Here is a 24,774-nt window from a genome sequence, read left to right on the forward strand (position 1 = left end):
GGCCAGCCGGAACGCCTCAGGACGATCCGGCCCGTGCGAGAGCCCGTAGGCCACGGCGAAGGAAGCCCTCCGAAGCGCCTCGACCTCGACCCCACCCTGCCCGGGAATTCCGTTGAGCGCCCAGCCGGCGCCTGCCTAGGATCGCCCGCATGCGGCGAACCGTGATCATCGGTGACATCCACGGCTGTTTCGACGAACTGCTCGAACTGCTGGAGAAGGTCGACCTCCACCCCGACGACCTGCTGGTGAGCGTCGGCGACCTGGTCGACCGAGGACCGGCGCCCGGAGAAGTGATCGGCCTCTTCCGCGAACGACCCAACTCGGTCGCGGTGATGGGCAACCACGAACGCAAGCACGTGCGCGGCATCTTCTCCTACGCCCAAGAGATCACGCGCCTGCAACTGGGCGACGGCTACGCCGAAGCGGTCGACTGGATGCGGACCCTGCCGTACTACTTCGAGAACGACCACGTCCGGGTCGTGCACGCCGCGATCCAGCCCGGCCTCCCGCTGGCAGACCAGAGGGAAGCGGTCCTCTGCGGCTCGACCAGCGGCGAACGCGAACTCGCCACCCTGTTCCCGGACAGCCACTGGCACGACCACTACCAGGACCCGAAGCCGATCGTCTTCGGTCACCACGTGACGGGCCGCGAGCCGTTGATCCGCGACGGCAGGATCTTCGGTCTCGACACCGGCGCCTGCCACGGCTGGAACCTGACCGCGCTGTGCCTGCCCGGCTCCACGCTGCACTCAGTCCAGGCGCGCGCAGACCACTGGTCCCTCGCCAGGCGGGCGTGGCAGCTGCCCGTCCTGAAGTCCAAGCCCTGGCCGGACTACACCTGGCCGGAGCTGAGGCGGTCCATCGAACGCTTCGCCTCCGCACCCCACCCAGCCACCCACCGCTGGGTCGATGCACTCGAGGAGTGGGCCGCCACCCTGCAATCCTCGCTACCGGCCCTGCTCCATGCGGCACATCGCCTCGCCGGCGCCCTCGACCCGGCCGACCTGGCACGGCACCCGGCCGCCAAGTTCCTCTTCCAAGCTCGCGACGGCCGCCTCGACGAGGCGGGTCTGGCCAGGCACTGCCTCACGCCCCGCAGGACCAGCGACCTGGCGGCCCACCTGGGGCATGCGCTGCCCGGGCTGCCTGACTGAACGGTGATGGGCAGGCGGAGGTCGGTGTCGTAGGGGAGCAGCACGGCATTCACCGCCCAGGGGGTGGCGCGCCCTGATGCGCGTCTGTTCATACTTTGCCGGATTCGGGGATCAAGGAGGATGATCGGCCGGGTAGCACCAGGCCATGATGTTCGCCGGGCTGCGGGGCGTGCCACGGGCGCAGCTCCCGAGAGAGGTCATCGCCGGTGTGACGCTGGCCGCCCTGGCGATCCCGCTCAACATCGGCTACGCCCAGATCGCCGGCCTGCCTCCGGTCGTCGGGCTGTACACGGCGATCGTCCCGATGCTGGTGTTCGCGCTGTTCGCCTCCTCCCGCCAGCTCGTGGCCAGCCCGGACGCGCCGATCGCGGCGCTGATCGCCTCCCTGCTCGGCGCCATGGCGGCCGCGGGCAGCACGAACTACGTGCAGCTCGCCTACGCCCAGGCGCTGGTCTGCGCGCTGGTGTTCCTGCTGTTCTACGTCTTCAAGCTCGGCTTCCTGGCCAACTTCCTGTCCGAGCCGGTGCTGGTCGGCTTCATCGCGGGCCTGGCGATCGAGATCCTCACCAGCCAGGTGGAGAAGATCCTCGGCATCAAGACCACCTCGGAGCACTTCTTCCCTGAACTGTGGGAGATCGTGACGAAGATCCCGCAGGCGCACTGGTGGAACGTCGCCGTCGGCGTCGGCACCATGGCGTTGATCCTGGTGCTTCGCCGAGTGGCCCCGGCACTGCCGGGTCCGCTGATCGCCCTGATCGCCGCCACCGTCCTGGTCGCCGCCGCCGGGCTGGACCGCCACGGCGTCTCGGTCCTGGGCGCGGTGCCCTCCGGTCTGCCCGTGCCGCACTTCCCGAGCGGGGTGAGCCTGGGCCAGTGGGCGACACTGATCCCCGGCGCCATCGCGATCTGCGCGGTCACCCTGGCCGACGGGCTGCTCACCGCCCGCCGCTACGCCGAGCAGCACAACTACACGATCGACGGCAACCAGGAGCTGATGGCCTTCGGTGTGAGCAACATCGCGGCCGGGCTGACCGGATCGATGACCATCGGTTCCAGCGCCTCCCGCACGGCGGCCATGGACTCGGTGGGCTCCCGCTCGCAGATCCCCAGCGTGGTCTGCGCGCTGGTGGTCGCGGTCCTGCTGGCCTTCTTCAGCGACCTGCTCGCCTACCTGCCCAACGCCGCGCTGGCCGGCATCGTCGCGGTGGCCGTGATCAGGCTCATCGACGTGCGCAAGCTGACCGAGCTGTGGCACCTGCGGCGTTCGGAGTTCTGGATCGCCACCGTGTGCATGCTCGGGGTGCCCGTCCTGGGGTCGCTGTCCGCGGTGGTCATCGCCTTCCTGCTGTCCGCGGTGGACATGGTACGGCGAGCGTCCTCACCCAGCACCGCCGTACTCGAACCGGGGCCCGCCGGGCGTTACGTCCGCGCCCGGCAGCCCGGACCGGGACCGGCGGTCTACCGCTTCGAGGGCCCCCTCTTCTTCGCCAACGCCGCCGCGTTCAAGGAACAGGTCCTGGGCCTGACGGCGACCGACATCGTCCTCGACGCCGAGGCGATCTCGGACGTGGACACCACCGGCGCGGAGGCGCTTCGCCAGGTCATCGGGAAACTGCAGGCCCAGCACCGCACCCTCGTCGTGGCCAGAGCCACCAGGGAACTGCGTGACCTGCTCACCCACTACGGGCTGCGGTTGACCCACTTCGACTCCAACGAGGCCGCGGTCGCCGCCCAGCAACCTTGACCCCCCGCTGAGCCTCGCCGCTGATCGCGGGACAGGACCCGCGCCGGACCTGACGATTTGCCGGGACTTGGCCCGGCCCTGCGCCTGCCTCGCCTGCCGGGCGGGAACGTCACCACCGTTGCCACCTGCGGGAGCAGGCCGGTCTCCACCCTCAAGAACAAGGGACGACATGAGTCACCTGATCGCCATCGCCTACCTGGACGTCCAGACCGCCACCACGGTCCGCGAACGCCTCCTCGACCTGCGCGACACGGTCGAGGCACTCAAGGCATGATCTTCGGCAGGAAGCACGACGAGCACCCACCGCCGGTCACCGCCCTGTACCAGCTCCAGCAGAAGATGGTGTCGATCGGCGACGACTACTGGATCGAGAACGGGCTCGGCCAGCGCGTCTACCACGTCGACGGCAAGGTCTTCCACCTGCGCAAGACCTTCGTGCTGGAAGACGCCTCCGGCGCCGAACTGCTGCGCATCCAGAGCCGGATCCTCCGGGTGCGCGAGACGATGGTCGTCGAGCGCGGTGACGAGACGGTGGCCACCCTGCACAAACACCTCGTCGGACTGCGCGACCGGTTCACCGTCGACCTCGGCGACGCGAGCGAGTTGCACGCCAAGGGCGACTTCGTCGACCACGAGTACACCATTCACCGCGACGACGTCGAGATCGCGAACATCTCCAAGCGCTGGATGCGCGTCCGCGACACCTACGGCGTCTCCATCGTGGAAGGCGAGGACACCCCGCTGCTCCTCGCCGTGGTGGTGTGCATCGACCATCTGAGCCACGAAGGCCACTGACGTGCGGACACTGCTCAAGATCCTCATCGTGGCCGCCTCCCTCGGGGTGGCCACGATGGTCGTCGACGGCATCGACGTGGACGCGCGGTCCACCACCGGGGCGATCGCCACCCTGCTCGGGGTCGCCCTGGTCTTCGGCCTGGTCAACGCCGTGCTCAAGCCGCTCATCCACGTGCTCGGCTGCGCCTTCTACGTGCTCACGCTCGGGCTGTTCGCGCTGGTCGTCAACGCGGGCCTGCTGCTGCTCACCGATTGGGTGGCCGGCCTGCTCCGCCTGCCGTTCCACGTCAGCGGCTTCTGGCCGGCGCTGTGGGGAGCGCTCATCATCGGCGTCGTGAGCTGGGCCCTCAGCCTGGTCCTCCAGGTGTGACGATCACAGGCCGCCGATGCCCTTGCCCAGCAGTACCGCCCCGATGACCAGCAGGAGCACGAACATGACGGTGGCGTTGTTCTGCTCCAGCCAGCCACGCAGCTCGTTGAGCGGCCCGCGCATCCGCTCGGCGGCGACCGCGTAGGCGACCACCGGGATGGCGACGGTCGAAGCCGCGATCACCGTGAAGACCACGATGGGCACGACATAGGCACCGGCCTGGGCGACGGAGACGCCGGCGCCGACGCACATCATGAGATTCTTCGGATTCACCGCGGACAGCGCGAAGCCGAGTGCCGCGCCCTTGGCCGGGGTCATCTGGTCGATGGCCTTCATCCAGCCGGGCAACTCGCCCTGGGCGCCCGCCTTGGGCCGGCTCCTCCACTGCTTCCAAGCCAGAGCCAGCATGAGCAGGCCGAGCAAGATCTTGATCCACGACACCGCGGCCGAGGGCTGCCCACCGGACTGCAGCCCGATCACGTTGGCCAGGACGGCGAACACCGTGGTCGCGACCACGATGCCGCCCACCCAGCCGACCAGGAAGCCGAAGCTGGTGCCGCCCGCCCGGGGCGCGAGCAGCATCAGGATCACCGCGATGATCGGGATCGGGCTGATCGCCACGCCTAGGGCCAGGGGCAGCACGTCCCCGATGGCGCCGTTCACCAGTCGCTCCGCATGATGCGGGGTTACCCGAGGGCCGGGTCACGTGATCTCAGCGGCTGGCAAAGCCTCCGAGGGTTGCCGGGCCCATGAATGGGCAAAGACCAGGGCCTCGCTGGTGCGCCGCAGCCGCAAGGGGTAGGCCAGCAGCCATGGGGGACTATCCATTCGAAGACCGTGCCGACTTCGACGACGTCGAACGTGGGTTTCTCGGCACTCTCAAAGACCCGGTCGTCAGGAACGACAAGGGTGAGCCCGTCTGGGACTGCGACGCCTACGACTTCCTGGCGGGCGAGTGCCCCGACACCGCCAATCCGAGCCTGTGGCGGCAGGGACAGCTCGTCTCCAAGCACGGCCTCTTCGAGGTCTGCGAGGGCATCTACCAGGCTCGCGGTCTCGACCTGTCCAACGTGACGTTCGTCGAGGGCGAGCGCGGCGTCATCGTGATCGACCCGCTCATGACGGTCGAGCCGGCCCGCGCGGCGCTGGCGCTCTACCGGGAGCACCGGGGCGAGCGTCCGGTCACCGCGGTCATCTACACCCACTCCCACGCCGACCACTTCGGCGGCGTGCGCGGCGTCACCGACGGCAAGGACATCCCCATCGTCGCTCCCGCGGGCTTCCTGGAGCACGCGGTCAGCGAGAACGTCTACGCCGGCGGCGCGATGGCCCGCCGCGCGGTCTACATGTACGCCGCCGACCTCGAGCGCGGCCCCACCGGCCAGATCGGCGCCGGCCTGGGCATGACGACCTCCATGGGCACGATGTCGCTGATCGCGCCCACGCTCGACATCACCCACACCGGCCAGGAAGAGGTCATCGACGGGGTCAGGATCGTCTTCCAGATCACCCCGGGCACCGAGGCCCCGGCCGAGATGAACTTCTACTTCCCCGACCGGCGAGCCCTGTGCATGGCGGAGAACGCCACCCACACCCTGCACAACCTGCTCACCCTGCGCGGCGCGGTCGTGCGCGACGCCCGGGTCTGGGCCAAGTACCTGGCCGAGGCCAACGAACTGTTCGGCGACAAGTCCGACGTGCTGTTCGCCTCCCACCACTGGCCCACTTGGGACGGCGAGCGCATCCGCACCTTCCTGTCGGAGCAGCACGACCTCTACGCCTACCTGCACGACCAGACGCTGCGCCTGGCCAACAAGGGCCTGACCGGCATCGAGATCGCCGAGGAGATGCAGGTGCCGCCCGCGCTGGAGAAGCGCTGGCACACCCACGGCTACTACGGCTCGGTCAGCCACAACGTCAAGGCCATCTACCAGCGCTACCTCGGCTGGTTCGACGGCAACCCGGCGCACCTGTGGGAGCACCCGCCCGTCGAGCAGGCCAAGCGGTACGTGGAGTTCATGGGCGGCGCCGCCAACGTGCTCGCCCAGGCCCGCAAGAGCCTGGAGGACGGCGACCTGCGCTGGGTGGCCACGGTGGTCAACCACGTCGTCTTCGCCGACCCGGCCAACACCGAGGCCCGCGAACTGCTCGCCACGGCCTACGACGGGCTCGGCCGCGGCGCGGAGAACGGCACCTGGCGCAATTTCTACCTCACCGGCGCCGACGAGCTCCGCGGCGAGATCAAGCCGCCCGCCCCGGACACCGCGGGACCCGACCTGGTCGGCGCGCTCACCATCGGGCAGATCTTCGACTCGATCGCGGTGAAGGTCAACGGGCCGCGCGCCTGGCACGAGCAGGCGACCGTCGACTGGACCTTCACCGACCTGGACGAGTCCTACCGGATGCGGCTGTCCAACGGTGTCTTGTGGCACACCACCTCGCAGTCCGGCCCGCCGGCCGACCTCACCGTGACGCTCACCAAGCCGCAGCTCTTCCAGGTGCTGGGGAGCGGCAAGCTCGACGGCGTCGCGCACGAGGGCGACGCCACGGTCATCGGGAAGATCCTCTCGCTGCTGGAGGCCCCTGACCACCAGTTCCCCATCGTCACGCCGTAGACGGTGCGGGGGCGTCCACCCGGAGGTTCCGGACGGCCCGAGCCGGCCCCTCAAGCTCGCCCCCGGCCGGCGCGGGCACTCCCCCCTGTCACCCGGCTTGCGCGGACTACGCGACGCTCTGGGTGAGGTCAGTTCTTGACCGGCTGGTACATGCCCCAGTAGCGGTGACCGGACTCGTTTCGCTTGTTCGACTCGGTGGCCTTGGCGAGCTGCGCCATGGTGATGGTGTATCTGCCGCCCCCGCCGGCGAAGGTGTTGGGGTCCCAGACGAGGACGGTCTTCGCCTTCTTGTCGTAGCCGTAGGCGACGATCATGTGAACGACGTCCGGCGCGCCGAAGTCGACGCCCTTGTACCAGGGCAGCCGGTCGATGTAGAGCTGGATCGGAGTGGCCTTGCGCAGCACGCCGATGCTGTAGGCGAGCCGTTCGCCCAGGCGCTTGGCGTTGTATACGTCCCACGCGGGCGCGTAGGCGTACCCGGTGTTCTTGGCGTAGGCGTTCAGCACCCGCAGCTGGTCTTCGGCGGACGTGCCGTTCTCCTTGGTGGTGCGCATCTTCTTGGCCAGGGTCGCCTGGGGCACCTTGACACCGAGCGTGCGCAGGGAGATCTCGGCCGACGCCGGGGCGCACCAGTAGTCCGTCGTCTGGTAGACCTCCTTGATGGCGAGCTTGGCCCGGATGGGGGACTGAGCCCCGGCGGGTACGGTCGCCTGCGCGATGGCGCTGCTGCTCTGGAGCGGGGTACTGGCGGGGGCGGCCTGGGCACTCCCCGGCTGGAGGGCGACGAGGGTCGAGACCACGACGGTGCCCAGTGCGGTCCTTGCAAGGAACGTCTTCACGCGGGAGATCTCCGGGGGAAGTCGGGACAGGAGTGAGCAATCGGGCCGGACTCTACATGAGCCTTGTATGACTCGGCGCTGGACGTCAGTGGTCCTGGACGTCGAAGAGGGTCTTGGAGAAGGCGCGGGCAGCGAGGTGGTCCCGGCGGACGCCCCAGATGATGTGCCCCGTCGCCCCAGCTCATGTGCGTTGTCTCGTCCAACTGAAGGAGCAGCACCCACTGGCGGGCTTCGGCGTAGAACGACTCCTCGTCGTACCAGCCTGCCTCGGTGTGGTCGCGCCGTTCGGCCAGACCTCCCGGACGTGCGCGTACCGGGAACAGGTGGCCGGGCCGCCGGAGTTGGTCGGGACGGGTGGCGGGGTCGGCGAGCAGGCGGGCGGTGAGCGCACGGTCGGCGGCGCTGATGCCCGACTCGATGCCGTCGCGGGCGTCGGCCGACACCGGGTAGGCCGTCCCTGCCGGATCCTGGCTGTCGGCCACCATCGGCGGCAGCAGGAGCCGCTCGGCGACCTCGGCCGATATCGGGGCGTGGAGCAGGCCGCTGGTCCACCGTACGAAGAACGCCAGTGTGCTCGCCGTGGCCAGCCCGGCGGCCATGATCAGGTCGCCCTCGTTCTCCCGGTCCTCGTCATCGACCACGATCACCGGCCGCCCGGCCCGCGGGTCGGCGATGGCCTCATCGATCCTGTCGAGCACCGCTGACCTCGGATCCCTTGCAGGCTCACACCCCATGCACATACTCGAAGCCCCCCTTTGATCACCCAGGCTGACCTGCGGCGACACCGCGTTTGGAGGGGCCGTAGGGGTGGGTCGTGGGATCCGCCGTCGGGCGGTCCAGTGCCGAGGTGTTTCGGCAGCGGGCAGTGATCGCGGCCGGTGGTTAGGCCAGGAAGTCGGTGATGAGCTTCAGCCACTCCTCCGGCCGCTCGGCGAAGGGCAGGTGGCCGGTGGCGAGGTCGGCCACCTCGGCCTGCGGTAGCGCCGCGGCCAAGTCGCGCTGGAGTGCCGGGCTGATCAGGCCGTCCTCGGTGGTGACGATGACCAGGGCAGGGATCGTGATCGCGGCCAGGTCGGCGCGCACGTCCGCTCGCCGTACGAGATCGACCTGGTCCGGGGTGCCGGCGGGGATGGACGGGACGGCCTGCGTCACGGCCGCCTGGAGCTGGGCGGGAGTGAGGGAGTTGAGAGCCGGCTCGCTGAGCGCGAGCAGGTTGAGGTACTGCACGAGCAGGTCGTGCTGTCCCGTCGCGTACAGCCGGTGCCAGATCGAGGCGGCGAGGTCGGTGCGGGTGTCGGCGTGGGAGAAGGTGGCGGTCAGCACGAGGCGGGTGACGCGCTCGGGGTGACGGGCCGCGAGGCGGATCGCGATCGGGCCGCCGAGCGAGTAGCCGCTGACCGCGAAGGTGCCCAGCCCCCGGGCGTCGGCCGCGGCGAGGTATCGGTCGGCCAGGTCGTCGAGGGTCAGGGGCGCGGAGGCGGCGGGGGTGGTGCCGGAGCCGGGCAGGTCGAGGGCGGCGACGGCGTGCCGGGCGGTGAGGCCCTCCATGATCGGGCCGTAGTTGTCCTCGATGCTGCCGCCTGCGCCGTGAATGAGGAGGAGAGACATGGTCGGGTCCTTTGCCGTCGATGCTTGCTGTAGCGATCGCTAAAGTTAGCAGAGAACTGTAGCGACCGCTACAAAACGGGATAGGGTGGGACGGTGACCCGCCGAGCGTTCGACCGTGACCAGGCCCTGGCCATCGCCCTCAGGGAGTTCTGGACGCACGGCTACGAGACGACCTCGATCGCCTCGCTCACCAAGGCGATGGGCATCAACCCGCCCAGCCTGTACGCGGCCTTCGGCGACAAGCGCAGGCTCTTCGACGAGGCGGTCGAGCTCTACCTGCGCACCCACGCGACCGGCCTGCGGCCCGCCGCCGACGCCGGTACCGCCATCGGCCGGTTGCTGCGCGATCTGGCCGCCGACTACGCCGATCCGGCCCACCCGCCGGGCTGCCTGATCATCAGCGCGGCGACCAACTGCGCGCCCGGCTCGGAGGAGGTCCTGGCCGCGATGCGCGCCATGCGGGAGGCCACCAAAGCCTCCCTCGCCGCTCGCGTGCGCGAGGACATCGAGGCCGGGCAGCTCGCCCCGGGCGTCGACTCCGAAGCGGTCGCGACCTTCTACGCCGCCGTCATCCAGGGGATGAACCAGCAGGCTCGCGACGGCGCCGGGCGCAAGGCGCTCGAAGGCGTGGCCGACGCGGCGATGCTCGCCTGGCCCGCTCTCACCGCCGGATAGTGATCAGGAGCCGGCGGCGGCGCGGTCGCGGTGGGCGCGGATCTCGTCGCGGTGGTCGGCGGCCCAGCCGATCAGCTGCTTGACGATGTCGAGCAGCCCGCGGCTGAGGGGCGTGAGGGCGTACTCCACGCGCGGCGGGACCTCCGCGTAGGCCGTGCGGGTGATCAATCCGTCCTGCTGGAGCTGGCGCAGGGTGTGGCTGAGCATGCGCTGGGAGATGCCGGGGACGTCGCGCTGCAGCTCGGTGTAGCGCAGGGCGCCGTCCTCCAGGAGCGAGATGATCAGCATGCTCCACTTGTCGCCGATCCGGTCGAGGATCTGGCGGATGAAGTCCATCTGGTCGGCCGGGATCGCCGCGCAGGGCCCCCGGCTCGCAGCGGCGTCCCCTGCGTGCTCCATGACGCACATTCCTCTCCGTGACGCACAGTGATGTGCCTTTTGTACGCCTCTCCATGCTGTCCTATCTTGACGTTGCGCACAAATAGTAGGAATTGGCGACGCCGTACCCTCCGAAACTCGCTTTCCACGTTCAAGGGACACTGATCATGCCTACACTCGCCATCGTCGGCGCCGGCCCCGGCATGGGCCTCGCCATCGCCCGCACCTTCGGCTCCCAGGGCTAAACATCGCTCTCATCGCCCGCAACCGGGCCAAGCTCGACGGCCTCGTCGGGCGGCTCGCCGCGGAGGGCATCACCGCCGCCGCGTTCCCGGCGGACGTGCTCGACCACGACGCGCTGACCCAGGCCCTCAAGGACGCCGCCACCCTGTTCGGCGGCATCGACGTCCTGGAGCACTCCCCGGCCCCGAGCATCGACACCGTGGCCCTCACCTTCCCGTCCCAGACCAACCCGTCCGACGTGCAGTGGCTGATCGACCTGCTGCTCTACAGCGCCATCGCCGCCACCCAGGCTGTCCTCCCCGCGATGCGTGAAGCGGGCGCGGGCACCCTGCTGTTCACCAACGGCGGCGGCTCGGTCGACCCGCACCCGATGCTCGCCAACGCCAACGCCGCCCAGGGAGCTCTGCGCAACTGGGTGCTCAACCTGCGCAAGGAGCTGGACGGCACCGGCATCCAGGTCGCGCATGTCGCCATCGACGTGTGGATCGGCGGCGGTGGCCCTCCCGGAGCCCCGACCGCGGAGGCCGAGGAGATCGCTCCGCTCTACTGGGACCTGCACACCCGGCGCGACCAAGCCGAACGCGTCTTCACCCGCTGACGGCTCGGGGCGGGGCGGCGTCGCAATAAGATCGCCTCTCATGCTCTCCGAGAGGTTATGGCGGTTCGTCAGGGTTGGCGCGGTAGGCCTGCTTCTGGTCGCGGTGGCTGCCGGGCTGGTGCTGGGTGATGCCTGGCTCTGGGCGGCCGTCCTGTGGTCGCCGCCGATCCGTTGGCCTTCCGCGACGACCGGGGAGCCGGGCTTCAGCGGGCTGTTGACGGGTCTGCTGGTCGTGGCAGGCCTGATGAAGGCCGGGATGGTGTGGCTGGTTCTGCGGGCCCCGCGGCGAGGGGCGCTCGACCGGCGTGAGGCGTGGCTGCGCGGGTTGCTGTATCTCGCGGTGGCGGTGTCGCTGGTGTTGTGGCTGCCGCTCGCGTTGCTTCCCGACTGGGCGCGGGCGGCGTTGCACCTCGTGCTCTGGAGCGGGATCTACGGCCTCTACCTCCTGGTCGTCCGGTGGCGGTCGCGAGGGCTGCGGGTGGCGGCCGGGGCGGTGTTCGCGGTGGAGACGCTCGTGCAGGTGAACGACCTGCTGAACGAGCTTGACCTGCCCGAGGTGGGCCCCTGGCAGGTCATGGAGCCGGTCGCGACGTTCTCCGGGGTGGTCGGCACGGTCGTGGTCCTCGTCGGACTGCGGCGGGATGGCCGGTGGAGCCGGGGGACGCTCATCGCCGGGTGGGCGTTCGCCGGTGCGCAACTGGTGGTGATTCCGCTCTCCTCGCTGCTCGAACACCTCCTCGGCGCTCCTTCTAGGCACGCCGACCTCCCCGAGCGCTTCCTGGCGATGCACCTCATCCTCCATACGACCTGGCTGGTCGGCACGGTGTGGACGGCGGCGATCGCGCGGGAGATGCCGGCCGAGCGCGGCGAGGCCGGTGTCGCGCCGAGGTGGGGGCGGCTCGCCCGCGTGGGCCTGGCGGCGGTGATCGTCCTCCCCGTCGTCGGGTCGATCCAGCCGGAGCGGGTGTCACGGCACACCTACCTCGGGTCCGGTGACGACTGCGGGTATTACGCGAACTTCGGCGACGTACCGCCGGAAGAACGCGAGCACGTGTTCCTGTGCAAGGCGAGGGACACCATGGGCGGGGTGCCGCCGATGTTCCCGTTCGACCTGTCGGATCAGGAGGTGCTCGCGTACGGGCGGGCGCTGTGCCACGTGCGTGATCGCGAGGAGCAGCAGGCGATCCTGGAGCGGGCCGGGAGCGAGCGCGCCTCCCGGGGTGCGGACGATCGAGACCTGGTCTACGCCTGCCCGGGGGTCATCGGGGCGCGACGCCCTGAGCTGCTGCGGTCGTCCCGAGAGACGCAGGCGAGCTACCAGGACTACATCCGCAAGGAGAACGCCAAGTGCCGCGACCCATGGCCTCGGACGAAGGGAGTCGTGCAGGCGTCGTCCAAGTACTTCCTGTTCGCCGACGGGGACCACGGCTACGCGGTCTACGACGGCGATGAGCAGACCCGCGAAGTGGAGATCGAGCAAGCGATCGACGCGCTCTACGACAACGATCTCGTCGGCGTGGCCGGTGGGACGGTGCTGGTCGGCCATCTCGGGGATGTCTCCGACCTCTGCCTGACGGTCAAAGGGCTGCGTACGGCCCCGCCGCCCCGGACAGGTGGGTGGGACCAGGTCGTCGAGGTGCCGATCCTCAGCCGTACCGGGCGGCTCGGCATCGACGACATCGTCGACGGCGCCGAGGTGGGCGCCGGAGTGCGGATCCCGAACCTGGCGGTCGCGGGAAAGGGGCGGTACCGGCTCCGGGTCCACCACCGGATCGACGCGGCGGGGGAGGAGCATCACCTGGTCGTGGTCTTCCCGGGGAAGGCGCAGAAGCGGGTCGTCCTGAAGGCGCTCAAGCGTCGCCCATAACCCCGGAGAAGCACCGGCGGCTGTTTCAGCGGTATCGCTCGACGAGGGTCCGGCCGATCGACGCGAGGTGGTCCCGCACGCCGGGCGGGCCGGTCACCTCGAGCCATTCGACCAGCCCGGCGAGCTCGCCCGCGAGCGAGTACTCGTCGTAGCCGCGGATGACGACCTCGATGCGGCCGCCGGCCGTGGAGCCGCCGACCTCCAGCCGGTCCCCGAAGCCCATCCGGAGCTTGCCGACCGCGTCGGGAACGCACACGGCGTGGGCTTCGAGGGGTGTTCGCCTGCGGTCGAGATCGTCGGCGATCTCCCGCCAGCTCTCGGCGAGGTCGAACCCCTCGGGCCGGTGCACGGGGTCGCCGGTCGGCTCGACGGAGGACACGCGGTCGATCCGGAACGTGCGCAGACCGGCGTCGGTGTGGGTGACGACGTACCAGGTCGGTCCTTTGGCGACCACGCCGAGCGGGTGGACGATCCGCTCGGTTGCGCAGCCGTCGCCGTCGACGTACCCGAGCCGCGTCCGGACACCCCGGATCACCGCGTCCTGGAGGGCGTCGAGGAAGGGCGGGGTCGGATACTCGACCTGGCTCACCCCCCAGCGACGCGGATCCACCAGCCTCGACGACGCCGCGGCCTGCGCCGGCGCTCGGAAGGGTTCGGGCAGGGCCTGGACGAGCTTGCGCAGAGCGGCCCGCGCGGCCGGATTCGCCGACGAGGCCGGGCCGGCCATCAGGAACAGCGCCCTGGCCTCCGGGGCGGTCAGCCCGGTCAGGTCGGTGCGGGCGCCGCCCACCAGCCGCCAGCCACCCCCTCGGCCCTGCGCCGAGTACACCGGGACCCCGGCCATGGCCAGCGCGTCCAGGTCGCGGCGGGCGGTGCTCTCGGAGATCTCCAGCTCGCGGGCGACCTGCGCCGCCGTCACCAGCTCGCGCTGTTGCAGCAGGAGAAGGATGGCCACCAGCCGGTCTGCTCGCATGCCGACGACACTGCCACACCAAACCGCTCAGGAGATGACCTGTTCCGGTCGTCAGGATGGCGGCGCGACTCCAACAACGGAGCGCACCGACATGAGGACGGGCCAGTGCTCAACTCCACCGATTTCCCCCAGCCCACCCGGATCGCCGTCAACGGCGTGGAACTCGAGGTCTTCGAGGCCGGAGAGCGAGGTGCGGGAAAGCCCATCGTGCTGTGTCACGGCTGGCCGGAACACGCCTTTTCCTGGCGTCACCAGATGTCGGCCCTCGCCGCGGCCGGCTACCACGTCATCGTGCCCAACCAGCGCGGCTACGGCCATTCCTCGCGCCCCGGCGATGTCACCGACTACGACATCGGCCATCTGGCGGGCGATCTCGTCGCGCTTCTCGATCACTACGGGTACGGCGACGCCACCTTCGTCGGTCATGACTGGGGGTCGTTCGTGGTGTGGGGGCTGACCCTCCTGCATCCGGCCAGGGTGAACAAGGTCATCGCGCTCAGCCTCCCTTATCCCGAGCGCGGGGAGCGGCCGTGGATCGAAGCCATGGAGGCCGTGCTCGGCGGCGACTTCTACTTCGTGCACTTCAACCGACAGCCGGGCGTCGCGGACGCCGTGCTCGACCAACACACCGCCCGGTTTCTGGGCAACCTCTTCCGGAAGAACGTGCCCGTGAGCGAGCCGCAGCCGGGAATGGCGATGATCAACCTCGTCAGGACGGAAACAGCGCCCGGGGAGCCGCTCATGAGCGACAGCGAGCTGGCCGTCTTCGTCTCGGCCTTCGAGTCGACCGGGTTCACGGCGAGCATCAACTGGTACCGCAACCTTGACCGCAACTGGCACCTTCTGGCGGACGTGGACCCGGTCATCCGCCAGCCCGCGCTCATGCTCTACGGCGACAGGGACCTGGTCGCACGGGGGGAGAACCTGGCGCAGTACGTGCCGAACGTGGAGGTGGTCAGCCTGGATTGCGGTCACTGGATCCAGCAGGAGAAGCCGGAGGAGACGAACCAGGCGATCCTGAAGTGGCTGGAACAGCACGACGCCACCTGAGCCGCGATGACAGGCCGGCCCTGGCGGTGAGGAGGTCGGCGGTCACCGGGTCGCGGCCGACGGCCGGATTGTCCAGCCAGGAGGTGGCCGCGGCGGCGACGCGGTCCAAGCCGGCGTCCATGGCGGCCAGCGCCTGGGCCGTGGTGAGCCGGCCGAAGGGGAGCGACTCCAGGGTGTTGCGTTCGCTCAGCGTCTCGCTGCAGGTGTCCGGCCAGCTCGGCGACGTCGACGAGCACGTCCTGCAAGGCGGCGGTCGCCAGTGTGCCGGGGTGGGCGGTGGTCATGGGCGGGGAACCTTTCCCGGGATGGTGGTGATCAGCAGGGGGTGAGCCGGGCCGCGTCCACGCCCCCGAGGGTGGGCGCGGCCCGGCTCCTGCTGATCGAGGTCGATGGGCAAGACGTTAGGTCCCCGGCGGCAGGCGGTAATCGGTTAGATGACTGCACCTGAGCCGACCGGCTCCTGACTTACGCGGCCGTCCAGGGGCGTGGCGCGGGTCTCGGGTGCCAGCAGTACCGCGGTGAAGGCGATGGCGGCGCAGATCACCAGCAGGACGGCGATCGGCCACGAAGCGCCGCCCGCGGCCGCCACCAGGGCGGCCGCCACGAGCGGCGCGGGCCCGCTGGTCAGCGCGGCCGTCCACTCGCGGGCGATCGCGATGCCGCTGTAGCGGTAGCGGGTGCCGAACCACTCGGTCAGCATCGAGGCCAGGACCGCGAACATGCCGGTGACGCAGACGCCGTACCCCAGCGTGACGGCGAGGATCACCAGCTCGGGCCGGGCGGTGTCGAGCAGCCAGAACATCGGGAAGGCGAACAGGGCCAGGGCGAGCGCGGCGCCGAGGAAGACGGGCCGGCGGCCCACCCGGTCGGCGAGCAGCCCGAACAGCGGCGTGAGCACGATCGCCACCGCGGAGGAGACGACGTTGGCGGTCAGGCCCACCGTCGCGGGCAGGCCGAGCGTCCTGGTGACGTACGACAGGACGAAGACGTTCAGGATGTAGCCGATCGCGCCGTAGGGGGCGTTGACCGCGACGGCGATCAGCAGGCTGCGCGGCTGCCGCCTGACGACCTCCAGCGCCGGGAACCGGCTCAGCCCCCGCGCCCGCTCGCGCTGGAAGAGCTCCGACTCCCGCACCCGGGTCCTGAGGAAGAGCCCGACGCCCACGCCCACCAGGCTGAGCAGGAACGGCACCCGCCAGGCCCAGGACTCGAACGACGGCAGCGGCGCGACCGCGGTGAAGACCAGCGTGGCGATCAGGATGCCCATCTGGACGCCCGCGGCCGGAAGCGAGGCCCACAGGCCCCGCCGGCGCGGTTCGCTGGCCTCGGCCACCATGACCACGGCGCCGGCGTACTCGGCTCCGGCGCCGAAGCCCTGGGCCAGCCGGAGCAGCGTCAGCAGGATCGGCGCCGCCATGCCCACCTGGTCGTAGGTGGGCAGGAGCCCGATGCCGGTCGTGGCCAGTCCCATCAGCAGCAGCGTGATCACCAGGGCGGGCTTGCGCCCGATGCGGTCGCCGACGTGCCCGAACACGACCCCGCCGATGGGCCGGGCGAGGAACCCGACCGCGAACGCGGTGAAGGAGCCGAGGGTGCCCGCCAGGGGCGCGTCGGCGGGGAAGAACTGGTCGTTGAAGACGATCGCCGCGGCCAGCCCGAAAAGGGCGAGGTCGTAGAACTCGATCACGGTGCCGATGACGGCGGCTTTGGTCACGGGTCTGGTGGTCATGGCTTCCTCCTTCTGACGGGGCCGGGCGTCTGGGGACCGGCGTCGGGCGTGCGGGATCAGCGGCCGGCGAGTCCAGGAGGTCGCCGTCCGTGCGTGAGCGCCTGCGGTACGGCAAGCGGGGCGAAGAGGTCCGGAGGGGGCGGGCGTGGTCAGCCGGCGGCGACCTGCCGGATGAGGTCGGCGACCGCCGCGGGCTGGGAGATGTGGACGGCATGGCTGCCGATGACCTCGACGACGGTGGAGCCGGCGCGTTCGGCCATCCTGCGCTGGGCGGGCGGCGGGATCATCCGATCCTCGGTCGCCAGCAGGTACCAGCTCGGCCGGTGCCGCCACGCCGGTTCGGCGACCGGCCCGCGCAGCGCGTCCACGCCCCACGGCACCTGCGAGTCGGCCATGAAGGCGGCCACCTGGTCGGGCAGGTCGGCGGCGAACCAGCCGGGGAACCGCTCGCGGTCGAGCAGGAGGAAGCCTTCGACGGGAGGGAGGATGGGCGGCGGGGGCCCGCCGGGGATGAGGGCGTCAACCGATTCGCCCCGGTCGGGCGCGAAGCCGGTGACGTAGACGAGGGATGTGACGTTGGGATGGTGGCCGGCCTCGCTGATGACGGCTCCGCCGTACGAATGGCCGACCAGGACGGCCGGGCCGTCGAGGCGGTCCAGGACCCGGCGGGTCGTCCTGATGTCGTCCGCCAGCGACCGCGTCGGGTTCTGCACGATGTGGACGCGGAGCCCGTCCCAGGTCAGCTCGTCGTAGACGCCCCGCCAGCCGGAACCGTCCACGAACCCACCGTGCACGAGCACGATGTCCCTGACTGGGATCATGATCACTCCTGGATGGAGGGACAGGCCCGGTGCCTGTCCCGTTGCCTCCATCCAAGGCGCGCGCACGCCGGGAGAACACGCAGAACAGCACGCAGAAGTGGGCGGAACCGTCAGCGCACGGAGCCGGCCAGGTCGCGGCAGCGGCCGCTCGCCTCGGTGTCGCCGACGGCCTCGTACACCTCGGCCGCCCGCGCGTAGGCCTGCCGGCTCTCCTCGCCCCGGCCGTCCTCCGCCAGTACGGTCGCCAGCGTCTCCAGGGCGCCGGCTTTCAGGGCGGGCGCCTGCGCCTGGTCCATGAGTTCGATGGCCTCGGTGAGCCTGCCGATCGCCTCGGCCCGACGGCCGAGGAGCGCCAGACACTCACCGATCCTGGCCAGGGCGATCGGCCGGATGAACGTCGCGTTGTTCGGCGACAGCCCCGACGCGTCGTCGTCCACCAGGTTCTGGAGGTCGAGGTAGTACTGCAGGGCCTCGGCGTACCGGCCCATGTCACGACGGCAACTGCCGAGCGAGCCGAGGCAGTGGGCGTAGGCGTCGATGTCGCCGTCGGCCTTGAAGATCTCCGCCGCCCGGCTCTGCGCCTCGACGGCCTCCTCGAGCCGGCCGAGCCTGCGCAGCGCGCCCGCCGCGTAGTGGTGGGCCGAGGCGACCTCCTCGCTGCTGCCGCCACGGACGGCCAGGTCCATCGCCTGCGCCGTGTAGCGCAGCGCGGCCTCCATGTCCCCGCCGGACAGCACCTGGACCCCGGCCAGCGCGTTGAGCTGCGCGGCCTGCTGCGACGGATCGCCCAGGGCGGCGGCCGCCTCCGCCCCGAGGGTGTAGACGTCGGGCCAGTGCACCGCGTGCATCCAGCGGTTGGAGAAGTGGATCATCGACGTGGCGAAGCCGAGGACGGCGGCGTGCTCGCCCCGGTTCGCCATCTGACGTAAGGCGCCCAGCCAGTTGTCGACGTTCACCCGCAGCCAGCGGTCGGCCTCCTCGATGCTGGACAGGCCGGCGAGCTCGGTGTCGCGAGGGTCGTTCCGCGGTCCGAACCACCACCCGGCGGTGGTGGCCATCCGCAGCAGCCAGGACGTCACCGTGGCGCTGACCGCCTCGCGCTCGGCCGCCGACTCCTCCGCCCGGACCCGGTCACGGGCGAACAGCAGGACCAGGTCGTGGAAGCGGTAGCGGCCGGAGGCGCCGTCCTGCAGGAGTCCGAGGTCCACGAGTTCGTCGAGGGCGTCCCACGCGCCGGCGATCGACGTGCCGCCCGCGACGGAGGAGAGCGCGGCGTCGAAGTCCCGGCCCGGCACCAGGGCCAGGCGGCGGAAGATCCGCCGCGTCGAGTCCGCGAGCTGGTCGTAGGAGAGCCCGAACGCGGTGGCGATCTTCAGGTCGCCGGCGCTGAGCTGGTCCAGGCGGCGCTCCTCGTCGGTCAGCCGGGCGGCGAAGTCGGCGGCGTTCCAGCCGGGCCGGCTGGCCAGCCGGTTCCCGGCGATCCGCAGCGCGAGCGGCAGGCCGCCGCACAGCTCCGCGAGCTGCCACAGGGCCGGCTCCTCGTCCGGGGCGCCCCGGTCCTTCAGGATGCCGGCCAGCAGTTGCGTGGCCTCCAGTTGCGCGAGCGGCCCGAGGTTGAGCCGGCGCACCCCTTCCAGGCCGGCCAGCAGCCGGCGACTGGTCACCAGCGCCCTGCCCTCGCCGCCCGGCAGCAGCGGCCGTACCTGCTCCTCGGAGGCGGCGTTGTCGAGCACGACCAGCACGCGCCGATCGCGCAGCAGGGAACGGTACAACGACGCGCGCCCGGCGAGGTCGGTGGGCACCTGCTGGTCCGCCACGCCGAGCGCGCGCAGCAGCAGGCCCAGCGCCTCGTCGACGGGCAGGGGGTCGGGCGACATGCCGAACAGGTCGAGGAAGAACACCCCGCCGGGGAAGTCCGGCCGCAGCTCGTGCGCGGCGCGGATGGTCAGCGTGGACTTGCCCAGCCCCGCCGAGCCGGTGACGAGCCCCACGCCCGCGCCTTCGGCGCGCATCACCTCGCCGGTCCAGGCCAGCTCCGCGGCCCGGCCGGTGAAGTCGTCGACGGTCCGGGGCAGCTCGCACAATCCGGTCGGCCGGTTCCAGTGGTCGCGCAGGCGGCCCTCGCGCGCCAGCTCGACGAGCTGCTCGCGCTCGGCGCCGGCCAGGCCGAGCGCGTCGGCCAGCGCGACGACGGTCCGGTGCTGGGGGCCCTTGCTGCGGCCGCGTTCCATGTCCGACAGCGTCCGGGCGCTGACACCCGAGGCCTCGGCGAGCTGCTCCAGCGTCAGCCGCGCGGCGCGCCGGTGCTGCCGCAGCACCTGCGCGAAGCTGATCGGGGTGGCGATGGCGGGCTCCCTCTGCGCGATCCGGTGGAGATCACCCAGAGCCTACGCGGGGCCCCGCCGCCGGTCACCTCCCGGGGATCGCGTGCGCAGGTTGACGGCTCGGATGGCGGTCTGCTTGCGGGCGTTGCCCGCTCTGTCCCGGGCTCCGACCTTCAGCGCCACCGCCAGGCCACCGCCAGGCCACCGCGCGGCACCCGCCTGCCGTTCACCAGGGCACCACCCCGGCGTCCTCGAAGAACGCGCCGGTCGGGCCGCCGTCCGGGAGGGTGGCGAGCCGGATGGCGATCGCCGCGCCCTGCTCGGGCGTGCGCACGCCGCGAAAGCCGTTGAGGTCGGTCGCGACGAAGCCGGGGCAGGCGGCGTTGATCAGGATGGCGGTGTCCCGCAACTCCCTGGCGTACTGCAGGGTGACGGCGTTGAGGAACGTCTTGGACGGCGAGTACGCCGCCGACAGCGGCCCGACCACGGCCAGGTCGGTGGACGCGCTCTGCCGGGTGAGGGAGCCGACGCCGCTGGACATGTTCACGATCCGCGGCGAGGCGGAGCGGCGCAGCAACGGCAACATCGCATTGGTGACGCGGATGACGCCGATCACGTTGGTCTCCACGGCCACCCGCACCGCCGACAGGTCGACCGTCGTGGGGTCCTGCGGCATGCCGCCGGTCACCGCGGCATTGTTGACCAGCGCGTCGAGCCGTCCGGCGCGTTCTTCGACGAGCCGGGCCGCGGCGGCGACGCCGGCGTCGTCGGTGACGTCCAGCGGCACACCGAACGCGTCCACGCCCGCCGCGCGCAGCTTCTCCACGGCCGACTCCCCGCGTCCGGCGTCCCGGGCGCCCACCCCGACCCGCCAGCCGAGGCCGCCCAGACCGGCCGCGATCTCGAAACCGATTCCCTTGTTCGCGCCGGTGACCAGCGCGATCGACTGTTCGCTCATGTCTCGATCCTGGCGGCGCACCTGGTGGGAGCTCCAACACCGTCTGGGTACCCGGCGATACCCCAGCGGTATCGATGCGGGTCGCTCCGCCGTACGGTGAGGGCATGGAAACGCGGGAGCTGCGGTATTTCGTCGCGGTCGCCGAGGAACTGCACTTCGGGCGGGCCGCGCAGCGGCTCGGCATCGCGCAGCCGCCCCTGTCGCGGGCCATCCGGCAGATCGAGCGCCGGCTGGGCGTTCCGCTGCTGACCCGCAGCAGCCGCGCGGTCGCGCTGACCGAGGCCGGCTCGGTCCTGCTGCGCGAGGGCCGGGCGGCTCTCGACGCGGTCGAGGCCGCCGAGCGCCGCACCCGGCGGGCCGCGACCGGCCGGCCGGGCCTGGTCCTGGTCACCAAGGCCGGAGCGGTCGGCGAACTGCTGGTCAAACTGCTCGACGCCTACGCCGCCGAGCCCGATTCGGTCGCCGTCGAAGTGGTCCTGTGCGGGATCGCCGAGCAGGGGCGGCTGCTGCGCGACGGCCGGGCGGACGCGGCGCTGCTGCATCTGCCGTACGACTCGACGACCGGCTTCGACACCGAGGAACTGCACGCGGAGGGACAGGTCGTCGTGCTGCCCGCCGGGCACCCGCTCACCAGCCGGGCCGAACTGCGGATGGCCGACGTCGCCGACCTGCCCGGACTGCCGCGGCCGCGCTGGCCCCGGCCGGACGGCAGCTACGCCGACGGGCCCGGCCCGCAGGTCCGCGACCTCGCGCAGTTGTGCCAGCTCATCGCCCTGGGCCGGGCCTCGGCGATCCTGCCCGAGTCGTGCCGCGCCCAGCTACGCCATGATCTGGCCGCGGTGCCGGTGCCGGACGCGCCGACGGTGACGACCGTGATCGCCTGGCCGCCGCACAGCCGGTCCCTGGCGCTCGCCTCCCTGATCCGCACCGCGACCAGCCTCTGACCCCTCCGGTCGGGCTCGGTCACAGCCAGTGCCAGGTGATGTCCGCCTTGGCACGCCGTTCGGCCATGTACTCCGCGAAGCCCGCGCGGCCGGCGGCGGCCAGGATGGCGGGGTCGCTCGGGTCGGCGGGCCGGCGCTCGCGGACGACGCCGAGCAGATGGTGCCGGCCATGGGGGACAGGGCCGACGACGCCCTTCTCCGGTACGGCACGCAAGGGCTCGGGCAGATCGAGGGCGGGACCCTCGGCGGTGTGGACGCTGATGCGGTCCCGGCCGGTGAGAGCGCGGACAAGGGCCTCGGCGGGATCGGGGGCACCGGCCAGCTCGGCCAGCCGATCCTCGGGGCCTTCCGCCCACAGCGCCCAGACCTGGTCGAACTCGGCCGGGTGGCGCTCCAGGTAGTCGCGTGCCGTTTCCCGCTCGATGCGGGCGCGGACCCGCTGCTTGAGGGCCAGGCCGAAGATGTGGCTGGTGTAGGCCGTCTCGTTCAGGCCGACGGCGTCGAGCCAGCGCATCATGTCGTCGCGGCTGCGCAGGCCGTTCCTGATCCGGTAGGCGTCGGAGGCCTGCTGGAGTTCCTCCTGGGTGGGCGGGAGCTCCTTGCCGGTCAGGTCGCTCAGGATGCAGTAGTCGATCAGCTCGTCCTGGATCGTGGTGTCCCGCTCGGCCCGGGCACGCAGGGTGAGCAGCGCGTTCTGGATGAGCAGGGCGAAGTCGTCCACGGTGACCACCCGGCCGGAGGCCCAGTGGGTGGAGTGGTCCACCGTCCACGGGACGCCGTCGTCGGCCGGGGCGGTCAGCGCCACGCTGCCCCCGTCGGGGTGGGCCAGGACCAGGTCGTAGTCGACGATGGGGCTGCCGGGCCGTACGTCGGCGACGAGCTGGGCGCGCGTGGCGGGCCGGCTCTCCCGCCAGCGGGCGACGGCCCGGCGGGCCTCGGGCACGTTGTCGCGGCGGCGCGGCAGCGCACGCAGCAGGTCCACGGCTTCGGACAGGGCGGCGTTGAAGGTGCTGGTCATGGAGTGGTTCACCTGCGGGGTTCGGCGGCGATGAGCCAGTCGGCGACGGCGGCGGCGATGGGCAGGCCGGTGGTGGCCTCGATCCAGCCCCACTGGCCGGCGGGGTTGATTTCCAGGTACACGTACTCGCCCTCGGGAGTGACGATCAGGTCGATGCAGCCGAAGTGCAGGCCGAGCGCGGCGGTCAGCTCCAGGCAGCGGCGCTCGACCTCGGCGGGCAGCTCGTGGATCGCGTAGGTGGAGAAGGTCTGCTCGTAGTGGCGGTAGTCGTACCGCGTCGCGCGCGAGCCCTGGGAGTGGATCTCGGCCGCGAACACCCGCTCGCCCACGACGGTGACGCGCAGCTCGACGGCCTTCCTGACGTACGGCTGCAGGATGGCGGGCGACAGGGCCAGCCGGTGCCGGTCGGTGAGCCGGCGGCGGGTGACCGGCGTGGTGTAGTGCGAGTGGTCCGCGCCGTCGACCCGGAACTCGACGTACTCCACCTCCTTGGCGATCAGCTCCCCTCCGGCCTCCTCCCAGAACGGGATGAGGTCCTCGTCGTCGTTCGTGACGAGCGTCTCGGGAGTGGTGAAGCCCAGCGAGGCCGCGACGCCGAGGTTGACCAGCTTGTTCTGGGTGCGCAGGATGTCCATGGTCCTGGCCGGCAGCCAGCGGCTGTCCAGCGTGTGCTCCCACCCGTGCAGCAGGATGCCGGCGATCTTCTCGACGTACCTGCGGTGGTTGCCGTCGGTGACCGACTCGGGTGCGTGCGGGTGGGTCGGATGGCGGTTCCAGATCGCGGTGAACCGGGAGCAGTCGTACTCGCCGCCGTCGACGCGCAGCGTGTGCCGCCACGACCCGCCGCTCAGCCGCGAGCTGATCACGCTGTCGGCGGGATAGTCGCCCGGATCCCACCACAGGAACTCGGCACCGCGCTTGACGAGTTCGGCGACGACCGACTTCACCGAAACGTCACCCTTGGCGCTGAGGATCAGAATCAACGAATTTCCTATCATCGAAGGCGGCGTGCCCGATACGCGCGGGCACGCCGCTTCCTTTGCGGCGTCAGGGCTTCAGGCCCGGGCGGTTACATGATGTGGTCGCGCCGGTCGACGGTCTGACCCTTGTGGGCGCTGGCGGTCCAGAAGCAGGCTTCCCACTGCATCTCCCGCCCGCCGACGATGTCGTCCAGGGCGTCCTCGGGCAGCTCGGCGAAGCTGTCGAGGTTGTCCAAACGAATGCTCATTTCTTGCACCTCCCTTCTGGGATCGATGGAACGAGACTTTCGCGGGGCCGTCTTGGATCTTGGTTGGAGGCGGCTTGCACGTCCCTGTCGCGGTGATTCCGCGAGCCGGCGGCCCGTCCGCCGGCAGGCCACGGATGGGACGGTCTTCCGCTTCCTGCCGGTGAGCGGGTCCAGCAGGACGAGGTCGCCCATCCGGCAGGGCTTCGCGGCGGTGCTGTGGTCCTCGACGGCCGCGACCGTCCTGCCGTCCGGCGCCAGCGGGCTGAAGGCGTAGTGCTGCGGCAGGACGACCGCCGTGGAGTCGCCCGGTGAGGTGGGCGGCCAGAGACCGGAGATCGTGCGCAGCCGGGAGTTGGGCGAGTACTCCGCGAGGGTGATGGTGGCGCCATCCGGTAACAGGCCGATGGGGACCCAGCGGGGCGGAAGCTCGCGCACGACTCTGCCGTCCAGGTCGAAGAGCAGCGCCGGATCCTTGAGCTCGGGGACCTTGCTGAAGGCCAGGTAGCGCCCGTCGTCGGACACCGTCAGCCGCGTGATGCTGTACAGCCACCTCTCCGCGAGCAGCTTCACCGGCGCCGTGGTCGTGGCGCTCGAGGCCAGATCGCGCACCTGGAAGGTGGCTTCCTTCGCGCTGTAGTAGGCGATCTTGCGGCCGTCCCGGCTGATCGCCAGCGGGCTGTCCTGCCTGCTGCGGCTGGGCAGCGCCTCCGGCAGGCGGTAGTTCCTGCCGCTGCGGGTGACCACTCGCCAGGCCGGTTCGATCCACGCTCTCGAAGACCCCGCCCTGCCTGTGGCAGGCGTTACCGGTAATCGATGGCCACTGCGGAATCTCCTGCGAAATCA

Annotated in this window: 24 protein-coding genes; 11 read left to right on the forward strand and 13 right to left on the reverse strand. The window is 71.0% G+C overall.

Annotated features, from left to right (window positions below; translation table 11 throughout):
- The first annotated feature begins 149 nt into the window (after nt 1-149).
- From ACIBG7_RS34820 to ACIBG7_RS34835, 4 genes are all read left to right on the forward strand, one after another.
- Entirely contained in the window at nt 150-1,154 is a 1,005-nt protein-coding gene (locus ACIBG7_RS34820; protein ID WP_397338968.1) for a metallophosphoesterase family protein, read from the forward strand.
- A gap of 145 nt (nt 1,155-1,299) precedes the next feature.
- Nucleotides 1,300-2,898: a SulP family inorganic anion transporter gene (locus ACIBG7_RS34825; RefSeq protein ID WP_397338969.1), complete on the forward strand. Its 1,599-nt coding sequence runs from the start codon at nt 1,300-1,302 to the stop codon at nt 2,896-2,898.
- Nucleotides 2,899-3,168: 270 nt separating this feature from the next.
- A complete protein-coding gene (locus tag ACIBG7_RS34830) occupies nt 3,169-3,693 on the forward strand; it encodes an LURP-one-related/scramblase family protein (RefSeq protein ID WP_397338970.1) in 525 nt (174 codons plus the stop codon).
- Nucleotide 3,694: 1 nt separating this feature from the next.
- A complete protein-coding gene (locus ACIBG7_RS34835; protein ID WP_357926104.1) occupies nt 3,695-4,063 on the forward strand; it encodes a phage holin family protein in 369 nt (122 codons plus the stop codon).
- Nucleotides 4,064-4,066: 3 nt separating this feature from the next.
- On the opposite strand, the gene ACIBG7_RS34840 is transcribed toward ACIBG7_RS34835, so the two are convergent.
- A complete protein-coding gene (locus ACIBG7_RS34840) occupies nt 4,067-4,726 on the reverse strand; it encodes a GAP family protein (RefSeq protein ID WP_357926107.1) in 660 nt (219 codons plus the stop codon).
- 149 nt (nt 4,727-4,875) lie between these two features.
- On the opposite strand from ACIBG7_RS34840, the gene ACIBG7_RS34845 reads away from it, so the two are divergent.
- Nucleotides 4,876-6,678: an alkyl/aryl-sulfatase gene (locus tag ACIBG7_RS34845; protein ID WP_397338971.1), complete on the forward strand. Its 1,803-nt coding sequence runs from the start codon at nt 4,876-4,878 to the stop codon at nt 6,676-6,678.
- Between the two features lie 128 nt (nt 6,679-6,806).
- Here the strand turns inward: ACIBG7_RS34845 and ACIBG7_RS34850 are convergent, their stop codons facing one another.
- The 3 genes from ACIBG7_RS34850 to ACIBG7_RS34860 all read right to left on the reverse strand — a co-directional run bounded on the left by ACIBG7_RS34850 (nt 6,807) and on the right by ACIBG7_RS34860 (nt 9,125).
- Nucleotides 6,807-7,517, reverse strand: a complete 711-nt coding sequence (locus ACIBG7_RS34850; protein WP_397338972.1) for a C39 family peptidase — start codon at nt 7,515-7,517, stop codon at nt 6,807-6,809.
- Entirely contained in the window at nt 7,514-8,215 is a 702-nt protein-coding gene (locus tag ACIBG7_RS34855) for a 3,4-dihydroxy-2-butanone-4-phosphate synthase (protein WP_397338973.1), read from the reverse strand. Before ACIBG7_RS34855 ends, ACIBG7_RS34850 begins: the two co-directional genes overlap by 4 nt.
- Before the next feature lie 184 nt (nt 8,216-8,399).
- Entirely contained in the window at nt 8,400-9,125 is a 726-nt protein-coding gene (locus ACIBG7_RS34860) for an alpha/beta fold hydrolase (RefSeq protein WP_397338974.1), read from the reverse strand.
- 93 nt (nt 9,126-9,218) lie between these two features.
- Here ACIBG7_RS34860 and ACIBG7_RS34865 point away from each other — a divergent pair, with 93 nt between their 5' ends.
- On the forward strand, nt 9,219-9,800 hold the full coding sequence (locus ACIBG7_RS34865) for a TetR/AcrR family transcriptional regulator (RefSeq protein ID WP_397338975.1): 582 nt from the start codon (nt 9,219-9,221) through the stop codon (nt 9,798-9,800).
- A gap of 3 nt (nt 9,801-9,803) precedes the next feature.
- Here the strand turns inward: ACIBG7_RS34865 and ACIBG7_RS34870 are convergent, their stop codons facing one another.
- Nucleotides 9,804-10,199, reverse strand: a complete 396-nt coding sequence (locus ACIBG7_RS34870; RefSeq protein WP_357926122.1) for a helix-turn-helix domain-containing protein — start codon at nt 10,197-10,199, stop codon at nt 9,804-9,806.
- A 226-nt stretch (nt 10,200-10,425) separates the two neighbouring features.
- Between ACIBG7_RS34870 and ACIBG7_RS34875 the strand changes: the two genes are divergently transcribed.
- The gene (locus ACIBG7_RS34875) at nt 10,426-11,019 is read left to right on the forward strand and encodes an SDR family NAD(P)-dependent oxidoreductase (RefSeq protein WP_397339066.1); all 594 of its coding nucleotides are present in this window, start codon (nt 10,426-10,428) and stop codon (nt 11,017-11,019) included.
- 40 nt (nt 11,020-11,059) lie between these two features.
- Nucleotides 11,060-12,886 (forward strand): hypothetical protein, encoded by a 1,827-nt coding sequence (locus tag ACIBG7_RS34880; RefSeq protein ID WP_397338976.1) that lies wholly within the window; start codon nt 11,060-11,062, stop codon nt 12,884-12,886.
- Between the two features lie 25 nt (nt 12,887-12,911).
- On the opposite strand, the gene ACIBG7_RS34885 is transcribed toward ACIBG7_RS34880, so the two are convergent.
- Nucleotides 12,912-13,859, reverse strand: a complete 948-nt coding sequence (locus tag ACIBG7_RS34885) for a helix-turn-helix transcriptional regulator (protein WP_397338977.1) — start codon at nt 13,857-13,859, stop codon at nt 12,912-12,914.
- Between ACIBG7_RS34885 and ACIBG7_RS34890 the strand changes: the two genes are divergently transcribed.
- Entirely contained in the window at nt 13,818-14,909 is a 1,092-nt protein-coding gene (locus tag ACIBG7_RS34890) for an alpha/beta fold hydrolase (protein WP_397338979.1), read from the forward strand. The two genes, ACIBG7_RS34885 and ACIBG7_RS34890, sit on opposite strands and share 42 nt — an antisense overlap.
- A gap of 26 nt (nt 14,910-14,935) precedes the next feature.
- A complete protein-coding gene (locus ACIBG7_RS34895) occupies nt 14,936-15,238 on the forward strand; it encodes a hypothetical protein (protein WP_397338980.1) in 303 nt (100 codons plus the stop codon).
- 101 nt (nt 15,239-15,339) lie between these two features.
- Here the strand turns inward: ACIBG7_RS34895 and ACIBG7_RS34900 are convergent, their stop codons facing one another.
- The 4 genes from ACIBG7_RS34900 to ACIBG7_RS34915 all read right to left on the reverse strand — a co-directional run bounded on the left by ACIBG7_RS34900 (nt 15,340) and on the right by ACIBG7_RS34915 (nt 20,741).
- Nucleotides 15,340-16,638: an MFS transporter gene (locus tag ACIBG7_RS34900; RefSeq protein WP_397338981.1), complete on the reverse strand. Its 1,299-nt coding sequence runs from the start codon at nt 16,636-16,638 to the stop codon at nt 15,340-15,342.
- 149 nt (nt 16,639-16,787) lie between these two features.
- Nucleotides 16,788-17,459 (reverse strand): alpha/beta fold hydrolase, encoded by a 672-nt coding sequence (locus tag ACIBG7_RS34905; RefSeq protein ID WP_397338982.1) that lies wholly within the window; start codon nt 17,457-17,459, stop codon nt 16,788-16,790.
- 110 nt (nt 17,460-17,569) lie between these two features.
- A complete protein-coding gene (locus ACIBG7_RS34910) occupies nt 17,570-19,777 on the reverse strand; it encodes a tetratricopeptide repeat protein (RefSeq protein ID WP_357926142.1) in 2,208 nt (735 codons plus the stop codon).
- 232 nt (nt 19,778-20,009) lie between these two features.
- Nucleotides 20,010-20,741: an SDR family oxidoreductase gene (locus ACIBG7_RS34915; RefSeq protein ID WP_357926145.1), complete on the reverse strand. Its 732-nt coding sequence runs from the start codon at nt 20,739-20,741 to the stop codon at nt 20,010-20,012.
- A 104-nt stretch (nt 20,742-20,845) separates the two neighbouring features.
- On the opposite strand from ACIBG7_RS34915, the gene ACIBG7_RS34920 reads away from it, so the two are divergent.
- On the forward strand, nt 20,846-21,685 hold the full coding sequence (locus ACIBG7_RS34920) for a LysR family transcriptional regulator (protein WP_397338983.1): 840 nt from the start codon (nt 20,846-20,848) through the stop codon (nt 21,683-21,685).
- Nucleotides 21,686-21,704: 19 nt separating this feature from the next.
- On the opposite strand, the gene ACIBG7_RS34925 is transcribed toward ACIBG7_RS34920, so the two are convergent.
- The 3 genes from ACIBG7_RS34925 to ACIBG7_RS34935 form a co-directional block, all read right to left on the reverse strand.
- Complete coding sequence (locus tag ACIBG7_RS34925) at nt 21,705-22,703, reverse strand: TIGR04500 family putative peptide maturation system protein (RefSeq protein ID WP_397338984.1); 999 nt, start codon at nt 22,701-22,703, stop codon at nt 21,705-21,707.
- Nucleotides 22,704-22,711: 8 nt separating this feature from the next.
- Nucleotides 22,712-23,686 carry an MvdC/MvdD family ATP grasp protein gene (locus ACIBG7_RS34930; RefSeq protein WP_397338985.1) on the reverse strand — a complete coding sequence of 325 codons (975 nt, stop codon included), beginning with the start codon at nt 23,684-23,686 and terminating at the stop codon, nt 22,712-22,714.
- 86 nt (nt 23,687-23,772) lie between these two features.
- The gene (locus ACIBG7_RS34935; protein ID WP_397338986.1) at nt 23,773-24,675 is read right to left on the reverse strand and encodes a hypothetical protein; all 903 of its coding nucleotides are present in this window, start codon (nt 24,673-24,675) and stop codon (nt 23,773-23,775) included.
- Nucleotides 24,676-24,774 lie beyond the last annotated feature (99 nt).

Origin of the sequence: Nonomuraea sp. NPDC050328, from assembly GCF_044459405.1 — a bacterium.
Classification (GTDB): domain Bacteria; phylum Actinomycetota; class Actinomycetes; order Streptosporangiales; family Streptosporangiaceae; genus Nonomuraea.